The following is a 17,120-nucleotide window of genomic DNA, read 5'->3' on the forward strand; positions in this document are numbered from 1 at the left end:
CAAGGCCCCACGCATTGATCGGCGTACGTCGAACCATGTAGGAGCGGCCTTGTGTCGCGATGGGCCGCACAGCGGCCCCGGCTGTCTCAAGGCTTGGCAACGTGCCAGACGTCTTTCATGCCGTCACCGGTCATGTCACCGGCCTTCTTGTCCTTGATGAAGGTATACAGCGGCTTGCCGTCGTAAGCCCACTGCATCGAACCGTCGTCACGCTCTACATGGGTCCATTTATCCTTCGGTGCTTCGTCTTCTTTCTTGACCATCAACGGTGGCCAGTTCTTGGCGCACTCGCCATTGCACATCGACTTGCCACCCGCATCCTTGTCAAAGGTGTACAGGGTCATGCCGGCATCATCGACCCACTTGCCATCCTTCTCCATGGCATGGTGGGCCAACGCCACCCCCGGGAGCGCCAACGCAGTGAAAAGGGCCATCCAGCTCAGCGTATGTCGTGTCATTGGATTCACCATTGTTTCGGGGGGAAATGGGTTCGGGTTGCCATTAAAGCGGCCCTCTGTAGCCTAGTTCAGTCATGGAATGTCGCCAGAACGGCCAACACCCTGTCACACAGCTGCAATAATTCCGTTATCTAATGCGGGCCAAGACACCGAATCCAGGAGAGGTTTTGAGCATGGTAGGCAGGAACATTCTGATCGTCGACGACGAAGCACCCATTCGCGAGATGATCGCCGTTGCCCTGGAAATGGCCGGCTATGACTGCCTGGAAGCGGAAAACTCCCAACAGGCCCACGCGATCATCGTCGACCGCAAACCGGACCTGATCCTGCTCGACTGGATGCTGCCGGGCACCTCCGGCATCGAGCTGGCCCGCCGCCTGAAGCGCGACGAGCTGACCGGTGATATTCCGATCATCATGCTCACGGCCAAGGGTGAAGAAGACAACAAGATCCAGGGCCTGGAAGTGGGCGCCGACGACTACATCACCAAGCCGTTCTCGCCGCGTGAACTGGTAGCGCGACTGAAAGCCGTGCTGCGCCGCACGGGTCCGAGCGACAGCGAGGCGCCGATCGAGGTCGGCGGCCTGCTGCTCGACCCGATCAGCCACCGTGTGACCATCAACGGCAAGCCGGCCGAGATGGGCCCTACCGAATACCGCCTGCTGCAGTTTTTCATGACCCACCAGGAGCGCGCCTATACTCGCGGCCAACTGCTGGACCAGGTGTGGGGCGGCAACGTCTACGTCGAGGAACGTACCGTCGACGTGCACATCCGTCGCCTGCGCAAGGCACTGGGTGAAGCTTACGAGAATCTGGTACAAACCGTCCGGGGCACTGGCTACCGTTTCTCGACCAAGAGCTGATCGAGTTCCCGAGCGCCAAGCTGCACGTCGTTGTACAAGGACCGTCAATTGAACCAGAACTGGCACGCAACCCTGATTCGCCATCTGCTGTTGCTGATTACCGTCTGCCTGATCGGCGGGCTGATCAGCGGCTACTACGGCTGGAGCCTGGCCATTGGCCTGGCGCTCTATCTGGGCTGGACCCTCAAGCAACTGCTGCGCTTGCACGACTGGCTGCGCAATCACCAACCCGACGAAGCACCGCCCGATGGCTACGGCCTGTGGGGCGAGGTATTCGATAGCATCTACCACCTGCAACGCCGCGACCAGCGCGTACGGGGCCGCCTGCAGGCAGTGATCGACCGGGTGCAGGAGTCCACCGCTGCGCTGCGTGACGCGGTGATCATGCTCGACAGCGACGGCAACCTGGAATGGTGGAACCGCGCCGCCGAGACCCTCCTGGGCTTCAAGACCCCACAGGACGGCGGCCAGCAAGTGACCAATCTGGTGCGCCACCCGCTCTTCAAAGAGTACTTCGAGGCAGAAAACTACCTCGAACCGCTGGAAATCCCTTCGCCGATCAATGACCGCATGCGTGTGCAGTTGCACATCACCCGCTACGGCAACAATGAACACCTGATGCTGGTGCGCGATGTCACCCGTATTCACCAGCTGGAACAGATGCGCAAGGACTTCGTCGCCAACGTGTCTCACGAGCTGCGCACGCCGCTGACGGTAATCACCGGCTACCTGGAAACCCTGCTGGACAACGTCGAGGACGTGAACCCGCGGTGGAGCCGCGCCTTGCAGCAAATGAGCCAGCAAGGCTCGCGCATGCAAACCCTGCTCAACGATTTGTTGCTACTGGCCAAACTGGAAGCCACCGATTACCCATCGGACAACCAGCCGGTGGCGGTCGATGCCCTGCTCGCCGCCATCAAGAACGACGCCCAGGCCCTGTCCGGGCCGCGCAACCAGCGCATCAGCCTGGAAGCTGCGCCTGGCGTCAAGCTGAAGGGCAGCGAGTCGGAATTGCGCAGTGCCTTTTCCAATCTGGTGTTCAATGCAGTCAAGTACACCCAGGACGAAGGCAGCATCCGCATCCGCTGGTGGGCCGATGCCCAGGGCGCACACCTGTCGGTGCAGGACTCGGGGGTGGGCATCGATGCCAAGCATTTGCCACGCCTGACCGAGCGCTTCTACCGCGTAGACTCCAGCCGTGCATCGAATACCGGCGGTACCGGGCTGGGGCTCGCAATCGTCAAGCATGTGCTGATGCGCCACCGGGGCAAGCTGGAAATCAGCAGTGTACCGGGGCATGGCAGCACCTTTACCTGTCACTTTGCGCCAGCACAATTGGCCAACGAAAAGGCTTGAGATTGAGGCTGCTGCGCGGGCCTTGGCGGGCATGCCTGCTCCCACAGGGACTGCAATGAGTCCGCTGCCCTTTGCTTTTACGGCCCCAGCCGCTACATTGGATCCCCTGTGCCAGCAAAAGCTGGCACTTTTTTTCTCTCTATCTCAAAGACGGACCCCGTAAAAACTCCATCATGGACCCTTCCTCTGGTATTAGCCTCACCTCGTTATTCGCCGACTTCGGCATGATCATCTTTGCCTTCCTGCTGGTGCTGCTCAACGGCTTCTTCGTTGCTGCGGAGTTCGCCATGGTCAAGCTGCGCGCTACACGCGTAGAGGCCATCGCCGAAAAGCACGGCTGGCGTGGCAACATCCTGCGCAAGGTTCACAACCAGCTCGACGCCTACCTGTCGGCCTGCCAATTGGGCATCACCCTCGCCTCGCTGGGCCTGGGCTGGGTGGGTGAGCCCGCCTTCGCCCACCTGCTGGAACCATTGCTGGCCTATTTCGGCGTGGACAGCGCCGAGCTGGTCAAGGCGATCTCGTTCTTCGTCGCCTTCTTCGTCATCTCGTACCTGCACATCGTGGTCGGCGAGCTGGCCCCCAAGTCCTGGGCTATCCGTAAGCCAGAGCTGCTGTCGCTGTGGACCGCCGTGCCGCTTTACCTGTTCTACTGGGCGATGTACCCGGCCATCTACCTGCTCAATGCCAGCGCCAATACCATCCTGCGTATTGCCGGCCAGGGCGAGCCTGGCCCGCACCACGAGCACCACTACAGCCGCGAAGAACTTAAGCTGATCCTGCACTCCAGCCGTGGCCAGGACCCAAGCGACCAAGGCATGCGCGTGCTGGCCTCGGCCGTGGAAATGGGCGAGCTGGAAGTGGTCGACTGGGCCAACTCGCGTGAGGACATGATCAGCATCGACGCCCATGCGCCTCTGAAGCAGATCCTGGCCCTGGTGCGCCGCCACAAGTTCAGCCGCTACCCGGTGTACGACGCCGAGCGCGAAGAATTCACCGGCCTGCTGCACATCAAGGACCTGCTGCTGGAGCTGGCTGAGCTGGAGCACTTGCCAGAGACCATCGACCTGGAGGACCTTGCCCGGCCACTCGAACGCGTGTCGCGGCACATGCCGCTGGCCCAGTTGCTGGAGCAGTTCCGTAAGGGCGGCGCGCACTTCGTGCTGGTAGAGGAAGCCGATGGCAAGGTGATCGGCTACCTGACCATGGAAGACGTGCTGGAAGTGCTGGTGGGCGACATCCAGGACGAGCACCGCAAGACCGAGCGTGGCATTCTCGCCTACCAGCCGGGCAAGTTGCTGGTGCGCGGCGACACCCCACTGTTCAAGGTCGAACGCCTGCTGGGTATCGACCTTGACCACATCGAGGCCGAAACCCTGGCCGGGTTGATCTACGAGACGCTCAAGCGCGTGCCGGAAGAAGAGGAAGTGCTGGAAGTCGAAGGGCTGCGCATCATCATCAAGAAGATGAAAGGGCCCAAGATCGTACTGGCCAAGGTGCTGAAGCTGGATTGATGGCCCAATCGGTCAGGGGTTGCCGGCAGTGAAATCCGGCATCCCGCTGATCGGCCTGTCGAAGCGGTAAGGTATCGACTCCAGCGCCAACCCCACATTGCGCTGCACCACAAAATGCAGGTGCGGCCCAGTGCTGTTACCGGTATTGCCCGACTTGGCCAGCATCTGGCCCTGCCGTACCCGTTGCCCCTCCGCCACCATCACCGAACCACGCATCAGGTGAAGGTAGACGCCCATGGTGCCGTCCGGGTGCAAAATCCTGACAAAGTTACCCGAGGGGTTGGGGCCGCGCCCGCTCTGGCTGTTCTGCGTCTTCACCACCACCCCTTCCCGCGCCGCGATGATGGGTGTGCCTTCGGGCATGGCGATATCCATGGCGTAGCGCCCTCGGGGCCCAAAATGACTGACACGGCCATTGGGGCCCTGAGTGACGCGGAACGGCCCGCCAATCCACGGGAACGCATAGCGGAAGCCTAGCGGCCGTTTGCCCGGATCACCCATGGCCTGCAGCAGGGTCGAACGGTAGTTCAGCAGCAGCCCGGGCCGCCCCCTGAGCACACTGAGCATCTGCGTGGTGCGCGGCGGCAGCAGCCGGCGCACGATACGCGGGGCATCACCGCCTTGTGCGTTGACCAGGTTGTCCAGCCGCAACTCTACCTCTACCGGCACATGCAGCTCGTTTCGTGCCGAAAAGCTCACGCCACCGTCGAAGGTTTTCGCGTTCAGCAGTACCTGGCCTTCGAGCGTTTCGACCATGGGTTCGAGCAACACCAAGGGCTTGGCGCCGGGGCCAGGGCGGTCGGAATAGGAGACGACACCGGAATCGTCAGTGATCTTGTAGAGCGTCACGCCCTGGCTCGACGCCGAGGCCATGAGCAATGCACAGAACAGCAGCAGGCGCGCGGGCATGATAGTGGCTTTTTGACAGTTATGATCTGTCGAAGCCTAGCAGCGGGTTTTACGGTAGGTATTGCAGTTGGTCGGATGGGGCAACTCGGGCTTGGGCAGGAGCACCCGTGTGCTGCTCCTGCCCAAAGCATGACGCGGGGCCGGGGTCAGGCACCGGGGGTGAAGTGCTTCTGCGCAGTGCCGCGGGCAATCAACCGAGACAGGTAGTCGAGCTTCTGGGCATCCTGGTCGACAAACTTGAACGTCAACTGCAACCAGTCGCTGTCAGGTTTTGGCTCCAGCGCCGCCACCGCATGCAGGTAGCCGTTCAGGCGAGCAACTTCGGCACTTTCGCCCTGCTCCAGGTCCAGCACCGCACCTTCCAGCACCTGTGGCAGCACTTCGCTGCGGCGTACCACCAGCAGTGCCTCTTTCAGGCTCAACGCCTTGATCACGCATGGCTGCATGCCACTGGCCAGGCGCAGCTGGCCCTGGCCACGGCCGCTCGGCGCGAGGGCAGCAGGTGCGGGTGCGGCGACCAAAGGCTTGGCCGGTACCGGCGCCGCAACCTTGACCGCTTCGGGCTTGCCCGCAGTCAGCGCGTTCAACGAATCGTTGGCAAACGCCGGGTTGGCTCGCGCCGGGCCGGTGGCCATCAGGCTGTCGAGCTTACCGATCTTGGTCAGGGCTTTTTTTACCTTGGTCAGCAGTTGCTCGTTGGTGAACGGCTTGCCTACAAAATCGGAAACGCCCGCCTGGATCGCCTGAATGACGTTTTCCTTGTCGCCACGGCTGGTCACCATGATGAACTGCAGGTTCTTCAGTGCAGGCTGCTGACGGCACCAGGTCAGCAGTTCCAGGCCTGACATTTCCGGCATTTCCCAGTCGCAGAGGACCAGATCGAACGCTTCCTTGCCGAGCATGGCCATGGCCTTGCGGCCGTTGACCGCGTCGTCGATGGCCATACCCGGGAAGGCGTTGCGCAGACACTTGCGGACCAGATCACGGATAAACGGGGCGTCATCCACGACCAGCACATTCACTTTACTCATCGATACTCCTTATGAATCCCGACTAGCCTACTGCCAAATAATGGCCATTTGCTACAACCTGGTCACGCCGGGACTTCTTCACATCGTTCGCGGGTGCCTGCCGGCTCTCGACCGCAAACGAAAACGCCCGGCCAAGGCCGGGCGTCGATGCTCGGGAGCAACCTTACTTATCGTCAGATTCACCCGGAACATTAGCCTTTTCGCCGTTGGCGACAGCAGTGCCCTGCACTTCTGCCGTCATGCGCTTGAGGCCCATGTGGCGCACGTCGGTACCGCGCACCAGGTAGATCACCAGTTCGGAGATGTTGCGCGCATGGTCGCCAATACGCTCCAGCGAGCGCAGCACCCAGATCACGCTCAGCACCCGCGAGATAGAGCGCGGGTCTTCCATCATGTAGGTCACCAGCTCACGCAGCGCGGTCTTGTATTCGCGGTCGATGGTCTTGTCGTACTGGGCCACCGACAGCGCCAGGTCGGCGTCGAAGCGGGCAAAGGCGTCCAGCGCATCCCGGACCATGTTGCGCACCTGGTCGCCAATGTGGCGCACCTCGACATAACCACGCGGCGACTCGCCCTCTTCGCACAGCTGGATGGCGCGGCGGGCGATCTTGGTCGACTCGTCACCGATGCGTTCCAGGTCGATCACCGACTTGGAAATGCTGATGATCAGGCGCAGGTCCGAGGCCGCTGGCTGACGGCGGGCGAGGATGCGCAAGCACTCCTCGTCGATGTTGCGCTCCATCTGGTTGATCTGCTCGTCAACCTCGCGCACCTGCTGGGCCAGACCAGAGTCGGCTTCGATCAGCGCGGTAACCGCGTCGTTGACCTGCTTTTCCACCAGCCCGCCCATGGCCAGCAGGTGGCTGCGCACCTCTTCCAGCTCGGCGTTGAACTGCTGGGAAATGTGATGGGTAAGGCTTTCTTTGTTGATCATCGTTTTGTCCTTTGGTAGCGCGGCCCTGTAGGAGCGGGTTCACCCGCGAACACCGGCAACGCCGGTGCCAGACACCGAGGTGCCTGTTTCGCGAGCGGCGCTTAGCCGTAGCGACCGGTGATGTAGTCTTCGGTCTGCTTCTTCGCCGGGTTGGTGAACAGGGTATCGGTATCCCCGAATTCGACCAGTTTGCCCATGTACATGAACGCGGTGTAATCCGAAACACGCGCCGCTTGCTGCATGTTGTGGGTCACGATGACGATGGTGTACTTGGATTTCAATTCATAGATCAGTTCTTCGACCTTCAAGGTCGAGATCGGGTCCAGCGCCGAGCACGGTTCGTCAAGCAGCAGCACCTCCGGCTCCACGGCAATGGTGCGGGCGATGACCAGACGCTGCTGCTGGCCACCGGACAGGCCCAGCGCCGACTCGTGCAGACGGTCCTTGACCTCGTCCCACAAGGCCGCACCCTTCAACGCCCACTCGACGGCCTCATCAAGCACGCGCTTCTTGTTGATGCCCTGGATGCGCAGGCCGTAGACCACGTTCTCGTAGATGGTCTTGGGGAACGGGTTCGGCTTCTGGAACACCATGCCCACACGCCGGCGCAGTTCGGCAACGTCTTCGCCCTTGCGGTAGATGTTGTTGCCGTACAGGTTGATGGCACCTTCCACACGGCAACCGTCAACCAGGTCGTTCATCCGGTTGAAAGTGCGCAGCAGGGTCGACTTGCCGCAGCCGGATGGGCCGATGAAGGCGGTCACACGCTGCTTCGGGATGTTCATCTGCACGTCGAACAGCGCTTGCTTGTCGCCATAGAACAGGCTCAGGCCCGGCACTTCGATGGCCACGGTTTCTTCAGCCATTCGCAGGCTTTGCTTGTTGCGGCCCAGGGCAGACATGTCGATGCCATGGGTGTGGGAATCTTGCTGCATGGTCAACTCCATACGCTATCAAGTCGTTTCAAAGGGCCGCCCGGCTTACGGGCGGCACGCTTGCAATCAGGGTCAGCCGTCCAGCGCCTTGTACTTCTCGCGCAGGTGGTTGCGAATCCACACGGCAGAGAGGTTGAGGGTCGCGATCACCAGCACCAGCAGCAGCGCAGTGGCATAAACCAGCGGCCGCGCAGCTTCGACGTTCGGGCTCTGGAAGCCGACGTCATAGATGTGGAAGCCCAGGTGCATGATTTTCTGGTCCAGGTGCAGGTACGGGTAGTTACCATCCACCGGCAGCGACGGCGCCAGCTTCACCACACCCACCAGCATCAACGGCGCCACTTCGCCGGCGGCACGGGCCACGGCGAGGATCATGCCAGTCATCATGGCCGGGCTGGCCATGGGCAGGACGATTTTCCACAGGGTCTCGGCCTTGGTTGCGCCCAACGCCAGCGAGCCCTCACGCACGGTGCGCGGAATTCGCGCCAGGCCTTCTTCGGTGGCCACGATCACCACCGGTACCGCCAGCAATGCCAGGGTCAGCGATGCCCACAGCAGGCCCGGGGTACCCAGGGTCGGCGCCGGCAACGCTTCGGGGAAGAACAGGCGGTCGATCGAGCCGCCCAGCACATAGACGAAGAAGCCCAGACCGAACACACCGTAGACGATCGCAGGAACACCGGCCAGGTTGTTCACCGCAATGCGGATAAGCCGGGTGACCGGGCCCTGCCTGGCGTATTCACGCAAGTACACGGCAGCCAGCACGCCAAACGGGGTAACGATCACGGCCATGATCAGGGTCATCATCACGGTACCGAAGATGGCCGGGAAGATACCGCCCTCGGTGTTGGCTTCACGCGGGTCGTCGCTGAGGAACTCCCAGACCTTGCCGAAGTAGGTGCCCAGCTTGGTAAACGCCGACATGCCGTTCGGCTGAACGGCATGCACCACCTTGCTCAGGTTGATTTCCACTTCACGGCCGTTGCCATCCCGGGCCACCAGGCTGTCGCGGGAGAAAGCCTGGTGCAGGCCGGTCAGGCGTTCTTCGATAGCCTTGTAGCGGCTGTTCAGTTCGGCACGGTCGGCGTCCATGTCGGCCTGGGCGGCGGCGTCCAGCTTGCCGTCCAGCTCCAGCTTGCGCGCTTGCAGGCGCAGGCGCTCAAGGCCATGGTTGATGGCACCAATGTCCTTCTTCTCCAGCTGCTGCAGCTCGCTGTTGAGCTGGTTGGCACGCTTGAGGCGGGCCTGCAGTTCGTTCCAGGCAGCGGGGCCTTCGGCAACCACACGGCCCTGTTCCTTGACGCTGACCAGGTAGCCATAGAAGTTGCCCCACTCGCGGCGCTCAAGGGCCATCAGGTCAGCCGGACGCTGTTCGTCGACCAGCCAGTCGCCGACCACCCAGGTAAAGTCGCTGCCGTTGAGGTCGCGGTTACCCACCTTGATCAGCTCCCGGGTCATGAACTCCGGGCCCTGGTCCGGTACCGGCAGGCCAGCACCCTTCAGACGAGCTCGGGGTACTTCCTCCTTCTGCACCACTTCGCCAATGACAACGTGATCGGCCTGGCCCGGCACCTTGTAGGTGGCCTGGACAAGATCGGCTGGCCAGAAGTGGCCCAGGCCGCGCACGGCGATCACCGCCAGCAGGCCGACGGTCATGATCACGGCCATGGCCACCGCGCCGCCGCTCATCCAGACGCCTGGGGCGCCGCTCTTGAACCAGCCTTTGAGGGAATCCTTTTTCACGGATCGCTACCTTTCTATCAAAGCGACGAGTATTTCTTGCGCAGACGCTGGCGAATCAGCTCGGCCAAGGTGTTCATGATGAAGGTGAACATCAGCAGCACCAGGGCGGCCAGGAACAGCACGCGATAGTGGCTGCCACCGACTTCCGACTCCGGCATTTCCACGGCCACGTTGGCGGCCAGGGTGCGCATGCCCTCGAACAGGTTCATCTCCATCACCGGTGTGTTGCCGGTGGCCATCAGCACGATCATGGTCTCGCCGACCGCACGGCCCAAGCCGATCATCAACGCCGAGAAGATGCCCGGGCTGGCGGTGAGGATGACCACGCGAGTCAGGGTCTGCCAAGGCGTCGCGCCCAGTGCCAGCGAGCCCAGGGTCAGACTGCGCGGCACACTGAACACGGCATCTTCGGCAATCGAGTAGATGTTCGGGATGACCGCGAAGCCCATGGCGATACCGACTACCAGGGCGTTGCGCTGGTCGTAGGTGATACCTAAGTCGTTGGTGATCCACAGGCGCATGTCACCGCCGAAGAACCAGCTTTCCAGGTGCGGGCTCATGGTCAGGGCGAACCAGCCGGTGAACAGGATGACCGGAATCAGGATCGCCGCTTCCCAACCATCCGGTACACGCAGGCGGATCGACTCCGGCAGCCGGCTCCAGAAGAAGCCGGCCAGCAGGATACCGATCGGCATCAGCAAGAACAGGCTGAACACACCGGGCAGGTGGCCTTCCAGGTACGGGGCCAGGAACAGGCCGGCGAAGAAGCCGAGGATCACCGTCGGCATCGCTTCCATCAGCTCGATCACCGGCTTGACCTTGCGGCGCATGCGCGGGGCCATGAAGTAGGCGGTGTAGATGGCTGCGGCAATGGCCAGCGGGGCGGCCAGGATCATGGCGTAGAACGCGGCCTTCAGGGTTCCGAAGGTCAGCGGCGACAGGCTCAGTTTGGGCTCGAAGTCAGTGTTCGACGCGGTCGATTGCCAGACGTACTTCGGCTCGTCGTAGTTCTCGTACCACACCTTGCCCCACAGCGCGCTGAACGAAACTTCCGGGTGCGGGTTGCGCAGGCTAAACGGCAACAATTTGCCGCCTTCTTCGATGATGATGCGGTTGGCGCGTGGCGACAGGGCCAGCGTGCCAGGGCCTTCGGCAGCCGGCTCTACCAGCAGGGTTCGGTGTGCAGTGCTGTGGAACACGCCCAGTTTGCCTTCGGCGTCCAGGGCGATGAAGCCCTTGCGGCGCTCTTCGGCGTCGATCTGCACGATCGGCGCCTTGCCCATCTGGAAGGTACGGATCTGCTTGAAGCGCGATTCGCCATCCGGGTCGCGGGCCATGAACCACTGGGCCAGCCCGCCCTTGGAGTCACCGATGATCAGCGAAATGCCGCCAACCAGCTGGGCCGTGGCAGTAATTTCGGTGTCGGCGCTATCAGACAACTTGTAACGGCCGTTGAGGCTCTTGTCGCGCAGGCTGAACACGTCGGCCGTGGCGCGGCCGTTGATCACGTACAGCCAGTGCTGGCGTGGGTCGATGAAGATATTCTTCACCGTCTCGGTCATTTGCGGCAGTTCGATGCGGTTCTGCTCGGTGGTGACCTCTTCGGTCATCATGTTTTCCGTGCGCGTCAGCTCGACCACCTGCAGCTGAGCACCGGTAGAGCCGGCCAGCAGCAGGGTGTCACCATTGACGTTGACGCTGACGTGGTCCAGCGCACGCCCCTGCTCGTCGAGCACGAACGATTGCTCGCCGTACGGATAGTCGATGCCAGGGGTGATGGTTTTCTTGTTGTCCGGGTAGGTGATCTTGTAGGTGTGGTGGAACACCAGAGCCTGACCATTGGACAAGCCCAGCACCACCAGCGCGCTGCCCGGCTGGTCAGTACTGATGGACGTGACCTGGGTGTCCGCCGGCACTGCCAGATCGACACGCTTGAGTTCGTTACCGGTCTTGGTATCGAAGAACAATGCCTGGCCCTTGTCCGAAACACGCATCCCCACCTGATTCTGCTCTTCAAGCGCGATCATCAGTGGCTTACCGGCATCCTGCTGCAGCCATGTCGGCTCCAGGGCTTTCTTGCTGGTCAGCTCGGCGCCCTGGAACAGTGGCAACACCACATAAGCCAGGTAGAAGAAGATCAACGTGATTGCCGCCAATACGGCAAGCCCGCCTACCAGCACATACCAGCGGGTCAGGCGGTCCTTGAGCGCGCGCATGCGGCGCTTGCGTTGCAACTCGGGCGTATTGAAATCAATGCGCACGGGCTGTGAGTTTTGGGTCATGTTGGAATTGGCCAGATCATTCATGCGCACACCCTAGCGGTCCCGTGTGACAAAAACATTACAAAGTGGTGACGCGCGAAAGCCCGCCGCACAGGGGACCTGGCTTCGGACTGGAAATTCGTGGAAGAGGCCGGGCTGTGGCACCGGCCTCCTCTTAATTACTTACTTCTTTGCAACGTTACCGGCGTGCGACAGGCCCAGGTCAGCCAGGGTCTTGTCGACGATTTTGGCCGGCAGCGGGATGTAGCCATCCTTCACCACCACCTGCTGGCCCGCTTGCGACAGCACCAGCTTGACGAACTCGGCTTCCAGCGGGGCCAGAGGCTTGTTCGGCGCCTTGTTGACGTAGACGTACAGGAAGCGCGACAGCGGGTAGGTGCCGTTCAGGGCGTTGGCTTCATTGTCTTCAATAAACTCACCGCCGTCTTTCTTGGCCAGGGCTACGGTCTTCACGCTGGCGGTCTTGTAACCGATGCCCGAGTAGCCGATGCCGTTCAGCGAGGAGCTGATCGACTGCACGACCGAAGCCGAGCCAGGCTGTTCGTTGACGTTAGGCTTGAAGTCGCCTTTGCACAGGGCTTCTTCCTTGAAGTAGCCGTAGGTGCCCGATACCGAGTTGCGGCCGAACAGCTGGATTGGCTTGTTGGCCAGGTCGCCGGTCACACCGACGTCGCCCCAGGTCTTGATCTCGGCCTTGCCACCGCACAGGCGAGTGGAAGAGAAGATGGCGTCAACCTGAGCCATGGTCAGGCCCTTGATTGGGTTGTCCTTGTGCACGAACACTGCCAGAGCGTCGACGGCGACTGGGATCGCGGTCGGCTTGTAGCCGTACTTCTGCTCGAAGGCTTGCAGCTCGACGTCCTTCATCTTGCGGCTCATCGGGCCGAGGTTGGCGGTGCCTTCGGTCAGCGCGGGTGGCGCGGTAGAGGAGCCGGCAGCCTGGATCTGGATGTTTACGTTCGGATATTCCTTCTTGTAGGCCTCGGCCCACAGAGTCATGAGGTTCGCGAGGGTGTCGGAACCAACGCTGGAGAGGTTGCCCGAAACACCCGTGGTCTTGGTGTAGGTCGGGATCGCAGGATCGACAGCGGCTACCGCGTTGGCGGTTGCAACGCCAGCGGCGGCAAAGGTAAGGGCCGCCATCAAACGCTTCAGTTTCATGCCTTGCTCCTAGCAGGAATATTGGGGTGTTGGATGGAACGGGCCCAAGTATCGGCAGGCCGCATGAACACGATATGACTTCATTATGACAATTGGATGAAAGGCCATCACTGAAAGCAGGTGTGGCCTCTTCGCGGCTAAAGCCGCTCCTACAGGTTCGGTGTCGGCCTTGAGGCCTGTGCAAAACCCTGTAGGAGCGGCTTTAGCCGCGAAGAGGCCAGTAGCCGTAGCGCAGATCAGCGCTTGTTGGCGAGCAGGTACAGGCCCACGGCCAGACCGACGGCGCACAGGCCTGCCACGTAGTAGGCAGGCGCCATCGGGCTCACCTTCAGCAGTGCGGTCACCACCATCGGTGTCAGCCCACCAAAGATGGCGTAGGCCACGTTGTACGAGAACGACAATCCGCTGAAACGCACCACCGCCGGGAACGCCTTGACCATTACATAAGGCACTGCGCCAATCACACCCACGCACAGGCCGGTCACGGCATACAGCGGGAACAGCAACTCGGGGCGGGTCGGCAGGCTGTGGTAGAAGGTCCAGGAGCTGGCCAGCAGCAGCAGGCTGCCGATCACGAACACGCGGCCTGCACCAAAGCGGTCGGCCAGGCTGCCGGCACCTATACAACCAAAGCTGAGCAACACAATGGCCAGGCTGTTGGCTTTGAGCGAGTCGGTCGGGCTGATGTGGTAGAAGCTCTGCAGCAGCGCCGGGGTCATCAGGATGACCACCACGATGCCGGCTGAAAGCATCCAGGTCAGCAGCATGGACAGGATGATCGGACCACGGTGGTCACGCAGCACGGCGCGCAGAGGCAACTCCTCGGCCAGTGCCTTGCGTTGCTGCATTTCGGCGAACACCGGGGTTTCGTGCAGCCAACGGCGCAGGTACACCGAGAACAGGCCGAACACACCGCCAAGCAGGAACGGGATACGCCAGGCGTAGTCAGCCACTTCTTCCGCGCTGTACACGCTGTTGATCAAGGTCGCTACCAGCGAGCCCAGCAGAATGCCGGCAGTCAGGCCGGCGGTCAGGGTGCCGCAGGCATAGCCGGTGTTGCGAGCCGGCACGTGTTCAGAGACGAACACCCATGCGCCCGGTACTTCGCCGCCGATTGCCGCGCCCTGGATCACACGCATCAGCAACAGCAGGATCGGTGCCCACATACCGATCTGCGCATACGTCGGCAGCAGGCCCATGATCAGGGTCGGCAGGGCCATCATGAAGATGCTCAGGGTGAACATCTTCTTGCGCCCGAGCAAGTCGCCGAAGTGGGCCATGATGATGCCGCCCAGCGGCCGCGCCAGGTAGCCGGCGGCGAAGATGCCGAACGTTTGCATCAGCCGCAGCCACTCGGGCATGTCGGCCGGGAAGAACAACTTGCCCACCACCGTCGCGAAGAACACGAAGATGATGAAATCGTAGAACTCCAGCGCGCCGCCCAGGGCGGACAGTGAGAGGGTCTTGTAGTCGCTGCGGGTCAGCGGCCGCGAGGGCTGCTCGATACTGCTGGGCACGGAAGTCATCGCTCGTTGTTCTCTTTATAGGGCATGCAGGCCGCTTGGCGCGCGGCTTCTGGATTGGAGACAAGCGAAGATAGCAAATTGCCGAGCTACGCCGAAAGCGATACAAAATCCACACAGATATTCGTGAATGCGCGGTCGTCGCTGGCCGTTATGCCCTATATACTGGCATTTCGTAGGATTATGTTGCTCCTAACGTGGGATGTTGTGCGAAAACGCCGGTCACTATTGTCAGGCGGTTTCGCAGAGTTTCCCTACGGCCGCCCAGTGAAACGAAATCGGCGTAGTATGTTTCAAGCTGAATCGTTTACCCGGCCTTTGCGCCACACCAACGAAAAGCGTCACGGGTCAGAGGCCCCATCGCATGATTGAGCTCGAACAAGAAGATCCAATCCCGCAAGGCGACCTGGCCTTGCAAATCACCGCATTGCCGCGAGAAACCAACGGTTTCGGCGATATTTTCGGCGGTTGGCTGGTTGCCCAGATGGACCTGGCAGGCACGGCCATGGCCAGCCGTGTCGCCGGCGGCCGCGTAGCCACCGTCGCCATCGACCGCATGGCCTTCCTGGTGCCCGTCGCGGTCGGCGCACAGCTGTCTTTCTATACCCAGACCTTGGAAATCGGCCGCAGCTCGATCCAGATGATGGTCGAAGTGTGGAGCGACGACCCGCTGTCCAGCGAATGGCGCAAGGTCACAGAAGCGGTATTCGTCTTCGTCGCCATCGACGGCAGTGGTCGTACCCGCTCGGTGCCTCGTCGCTGAGCCACGCTGGCGGTAAACTCATTGCATCTGCCCGGGTCCAAGGCCCACTGGCAATCAATGAGAAGAACGCAATGGCTACCTTTCAGGTCGTAACCGAGCAACATGGCGAACTCAACTGCTGGCGTATCAGCAGTGACCGTGCCGAACTCCTGATCGCCCAGCAGGGCGCACAGGTCCTCAGCTACCAGCAGGTGGGCGAACCGCCGCTGCTGTGGCTGAGCGACCAGGCCATCTTCCGCCAGGGCAAGTCGGTACGCGCCGGGGTACCGGTGTGCTGGCCATGGTTTGGCAACCTGCAGCGCAACCCTGAGGCCGTCCAGGCCATGTACCAGGGAACACCGGCGCCTGCCCACGGGCTTGCGCGCACGCGTGACTGGCAATTGCTGGGTATCGAGGAAGTGGGCGAGGCCCTGCGGATCGAGTTCGAACTGCCTGAAGCGCGGGGCGACCTGCCCGGTTGGCCCCATGATGTCGAGCTGAAACTGGTGGTGGAGATGGGCGCAGACCTGACACTGAGCCTGACCAGCCGCAACATGGGCAATACCCCCGTGACCATCAGCCAGGCCCTGCATAGCTACTTCGCGGTCAGCGATGTGCGCCAGGCGCGGGTCGAGGGTGTCGACGGGCTGGGTTATATCGAGACCCTGGCGAACTGGGAACAGCGCCAGCAGCAAGGGGCACTGATGTTTGCCGGGGAGACGGACCGGATCTACCTGAACACCCCGCAGACCCTCAGCATCGTCGACCCGCATTGGAATCGGCGGATTACCTTGGCCAGCAGCGGCTCGCGCTCGGCGGTGATCTGGAACCCGTGGACCGAGCGGGCGAAGGAGCTGGCGGACATGGCTGACGATGGATGGCAGCGAATGCTGTGCATCGAGACGGCGAATGTGTGGGATGACCTGGTGGAATTGAAGCCCGGGCACAGCAGTTCGCTAGCGGTCAGGATTGTCAGCGAAATGATCTGAGTTTTACGGCGCCTGTGCCGGCCTCTTCGCGGGTAAACCCGCTCCTACAGATACCCCGCGGCATGCGAGGCCTGTGGACGCCGGGTAGGAGCGGGTTTACCCGCGAAGAGGCCAGCACAGCCGTTCAGAGATCAGCATCCTCCACCACCCTCACCTTCCCCGCATCCAGCGCATAGGCCGCATCGGCCAGGTCATTGCTGACCTTCTCCACCTTCAGCTTGCCGCTGACCCACAGCGGGGTGTAGATGTCATCGATCTTCAGGCCTTTCGGGTAGCGCACCAGTACCAACTGGTTGGGCGGCGGTGGCGGCACATGGATGCACGCCCCCGGGTACGGCACCAGGAAGAACAACGTGCTGTTGCCCTTGGCGTCACTCTCCAGCGGCACAGGGTAGCCACCTAGGCGGATATCCTTGCCATTCATGGCTGCAACGGTCTTGGTCGAGTACATCACCGCAGGCAGGCCCTTGCTCTGCTTGAGGCCTCCCTTGGCGGTAAAGGTGCCCATGGCTTCCGGTGAGTTGTGGTCGATTTCAGGCATTTGTTCGAGTGCCTTCTGGTCCGACCTGGGCATCAGCTCCAGCCAGTCGGTTTCGGGCAGTTCGGCATGGGCCAGGGTACTGGCCAACAGCAAGGGGACAAGGAAAAAGGCACGCATGGAAATGCTCGGCAACTCGAAA

At 61.7% G+C, this 17,120-nt stretch carries 15 protein-coding genes; 5 read left to right on the forward strand and 10 right to left on the reverse strand.

Annotated features, from left to right (window positions below):
• Window positions 1-86 precede the first annotated feature (86 nt).
• Window positions 87-458 carry a hypothetical protein gene (locus KW568_RS28415; protein WP_003253343.1) on the reverse strand — a complete coding sequence of 124 codons (372 nt, stop codon included), beginning with the start codon at window positions 456-458 and terminating at the stop codon, window positions 87-89.
• Window positions 459-631: 173 nt separating this feature from the next.
• On the opposite strand from KW568_RS28415, the gene phoB reads away from it, so the two are divergent.
• The 3 genes from phoB (at window position 632) to KW568_RS28430 (ending at window position 4,191) form a co-directional block, all read left to right on the forward strand.
• Window positions 632-1,321 (forward strand): phosphate regulon transcriptional regulator PhoB, encoded by a 690-nt coding sequence (phoB, locus tag KW568_RS28420; RefSeq protein WP_004575205.1) that lies wholly within the window; start codon window positions 632-634, stop codon window positions 1,319-1,321.
• A 48-nt stretch (window positions 1,322-1,369) separates the two neighbouring features.
• Entirely contained in the window at window positions 1,370-2,677 is a 1,308-nt protein-coding gene (gene phoR / locus KW568_RS28425; RefSeq protein ID WP_004575204.1) for a phosphate regulon sensor histidine kinase PhoR, read from the forward strand.
• A gap of 173 nt (window positions 2,678-2,850) precedes the next feature.
• Window positions 2,851-4,191 (forward strand): hemolysin family protein, encoded by a 1,341-nt coding sequence (locus KW568_RS28430; RefSeq protein ID WP_003253336.1) that lies wholly within the window; start codon window positions 2,851-2,853, stop codon window positions 4,189-4,191.
• Between the two features lie 12 nt (window positions 4,192-4,203).
• On the opposite strand, the gene KW568_RS28435 is transcribed toward KW568_RS28430, so the two are convergent.
• The 8 genes from KW568_RS28435 to KW568_RS28470 all read right to left on the reverse strand — a co-directional run bounded on the left by KW568_RS28435 (window position 4,204) and on the right by KW568_RS28470 (window position 14,712).
• Window positions 4,204-5,100: a peptidoglycan DD-metalloendopeptidase family protein gene (locus KW568_RS28435; protein WP_003253334.1), complete on the reverse strand. Its 897-nt coding sequence runs from the start codon at window positions 5,098-5,100 to the stop codon at window positions 4,204-4,206.
• Window positions 5,101-5,246: 146 nt separating this feature from the next.
• Window positions 5,247-6,131, reverse strand: a complete 885-nt coding sequence (locus tag KW568_RS28440) for a response regulator (RefSeq protein WP_004575203.1) — start codon at window positions 6,129-6,131, stop codon at window positions 5,247-5,249.
• A gap of 163 nt (window positions 6,132-6,294) precedes the next feature.
• Entirely contained in the window at window positions 6,295-7,065 is a 771-nt protein-coding gene (gene phoU, locus KW568_RS28445) for a phosphate signaling complex protein PhoU (RefSeq protein WP_003253329.1), read from the reverse strand.
• Between the two features lie 101 nt (window positions 7,066-7,166).
• Window positions 7,167-8,000, reverse strand: a complete 834-nt coding sequence (gene pstB / locus KW568_RS28450; RefSeq protein ID WP_003253327.1) for a phosphate ABC transporter ATP-binding protein PstB — start codon at window positions 7,998-8,000, stop codon at window positions 7,167-7,169.
• A gap of 72 nt (window positions 8,001-8,072) precedes the next feature.
• Complete coding sequence (pstA, locus tag KW568_RS28455; RefSeq protein ID WP_173881456.1) at window positions 8,073-9,689, reverse strand: phosphate ABC transporter permease PstA; 1,617 nt, start codon at window positions 9,687-9,689, stop codon at window positions 8,073-8,075.
• Between the two features lie 71 nt (window positions 9,690-9,760).
• Window positions 9,761-12,049, reverse strand: coding sequence for an ABC transporter permease subunit (locus KW568_RS28460; RefSeq protein WP_003253322.1), 2,289 nt, complete (start codon window positions 12,047-12,049; stop codon window positions 9,761-9,763).
• A 138-nt stretch (window positions 12,050-12,187) separates the two neighbouring features.
• Window positions 12,188-13,186, reverse strand: coding sequence for a phosphate ABC transporter substrate-binding protein PstS (locus KW568_RS28465; protein WP_003253320.1), 999 nt, complete (start codon window positions 13,184-13,186; stop codon window positions 12,188-12,190).
• A gap of 236 nt (window positions 13,187-13,422) precedes the next feature.
• Entirely contained in the window at window positions 13,423-14,712 is a 1,290-nt protein-coding gene (locus KW568_RS28470; protein WP_003253318.1) for an MFS transporter, read from the reverse strand.
• A 361-nt stretch (window positions 14,713-15,073) separates the two neighbouring features.
• Between KW568_RS28470 and KW568_RS28475 the strand changes: the two genes are divergently transcribed.
• Together KW568_RS28475 and KW568_RS28480 are read left to right on the forward strand one after the other, a co-directional pair.
• Window positions 15,074-15,472: an acyl-CoA thioesterase gene (locus tag KW568_RS28475; protein ID WP_003253317.1), complete on the forward strand. Its 399-nt coding sequence runs from the start codon at window positions 15,074-15,076 to the stop codon at window positions 15,470-15,472.
• A 71-nt stretch (window positions 15,473-15,543) separates the two neighbouring features.
• Window positions 15,544-16,440, forward strand: coding sequence for a D-hexose-6-phosphate mutarotase (locus KW568_RS28480; RefSeq protein ID WP_004575202.1), 897 nt, complete (start codon window positions 15,544-15,546; stop codon window positions 16,438-16,440).
• Between the two features lie 124 nt (window positions 16,441-16,564).
• Here KW568_RS28480 and KW568_RS28485 read toward each other — a convergent pair whose 3' ends face one another.
• Window positions 16,565-17,098 carry a DUF3299 domain-containing protein gene (locus KW568_RS28485; RefSeq protein ID WP_003253310.1) on the reverse strand — a complete coding sequence of 178 codons (534 nt, stop codon included), beginning with the start codon at window positions 17,096-17,098 and terminating at the stop codon, window positions 16,565-16,567.
• Window positions 17,099-17,120: the final 22 nt, after the last annotated feature.

The sequence above is a fragment of the Pseudomonas sp. HD6515 genome (assembly GCF_024971855.1).
Taxonomy (GTDB): domain Bacteria; phylum Pseudomonadota; class Gammaproteobacteria; order Pseudomonadales; family Pseudomonadaceae; genus Aquipseudomonas; species Aquipseudomonas alloputida.

What these genes read in the sequence shown, in the direction of transcription:
- KW568_RS28430 (WP_003253336.1), top strand. Translation starts at nt 2,851, where the DNA reads ATGGACCCTTCCTCTGGTATTAGCCTCACCTCGTTATTCGCCGACTTC.
- KW568_RS28435 (WP_003253334.1), bottom strand. Translation starts at nt 5,100, where the DNA reads ATGCCCGCGCGCCTGCTGCTGTTCTGTGCATTGCTCATGGCCTCGGCG.
- KW568_RS28470 (WP_003253318.1), bottom strand. Translation starts at nt 14,712, where the DNA reads ATGACTTCCGTGCCCAGCAGTATCGAGCAGCCCTCGCGGCCGCTGACC.
- KW568_RS28465 (WP_003253320.1), bottom strand. Translation starts at nt 13,186, where the DNA reads ATGAAACTGAAGCGTTTGATGGCGGCCCTTACCTTTGCCGCCGCTGGC.
- phoB (WP_004575205.1), top strand. Translation starts at nt 632, where the DNA reads ATGGTAGGCAGGAACATTCTGATCGTCGACGACGAAGCACCCATTCGC.
- phoU (WP_003253329.1), bottom strand. Translation starts at nt 7,065, where the DNA reads ATGATCAACAAAGAAAGCCTTACCCATCACATTTCCCAGCAGTTCAAC.
- pstA (WP_173881456.1), bottom strand. Translation starts at nt 9,689, where the DNA reads ATGAGCGGCGGCGCGGTGGCCATGGCCGTGATCATGACCGTCGGCCTG.
- KW568_RS28485 (WP_003253310.1), bottom strand. Translation starts at nt 17,098, where the DNA reads ATGCGTGCCTTTTTCCTTGTCCCCTTGCTGTTGGCCAGTACCCTGGCC.
- pstB (WP_003253327.1), bottom strand. Translation starts at nt 8,000, where the DNA reads ATGCAGCAAGATTCCCACACCCATGGCATCGACATGTCTGCCCTGGGC.
- KW568_RS28440 (WP_004575203.1), bottom strand. Translation starts at nt 6,131, where the DNA reads ATGAGTAAAGTGAATGTGCTGGTCGTGGATGACGCCCCGTTTATCCGT.
- KW568_RS28460 (WP_003253322.1), bottom strand. Translation starts at nt 12,049, where the DNA reads ATGAATGATCTGGCCAATTCCAACATGACCCAAAACTCACAGCCCGTG.
- KW568_RS28415 (WP_003253343.1), bottom strand. Translation starts at nt 458, where the DNA reads ATGACACGACATACGCTGAGCTGGATGGCCCTTTTCACTGCGTTGGCG.
- KW568_RS28475 (WP_003253317.1), top strand. Translation starts at nt 15,074, where the DNA reads ATGATTGAGCTCGAACAAGAAGATCCAATCCCGCAAGGCGACCTGGCC.
- KW568_RS28480 (WP_004575202.1), top strand. Translation starts at nt 15,544, where the DNA reads ATGGCTACCTTTCAGGTCGTAACCGAGCAACATGGCGAACTCAACTGC.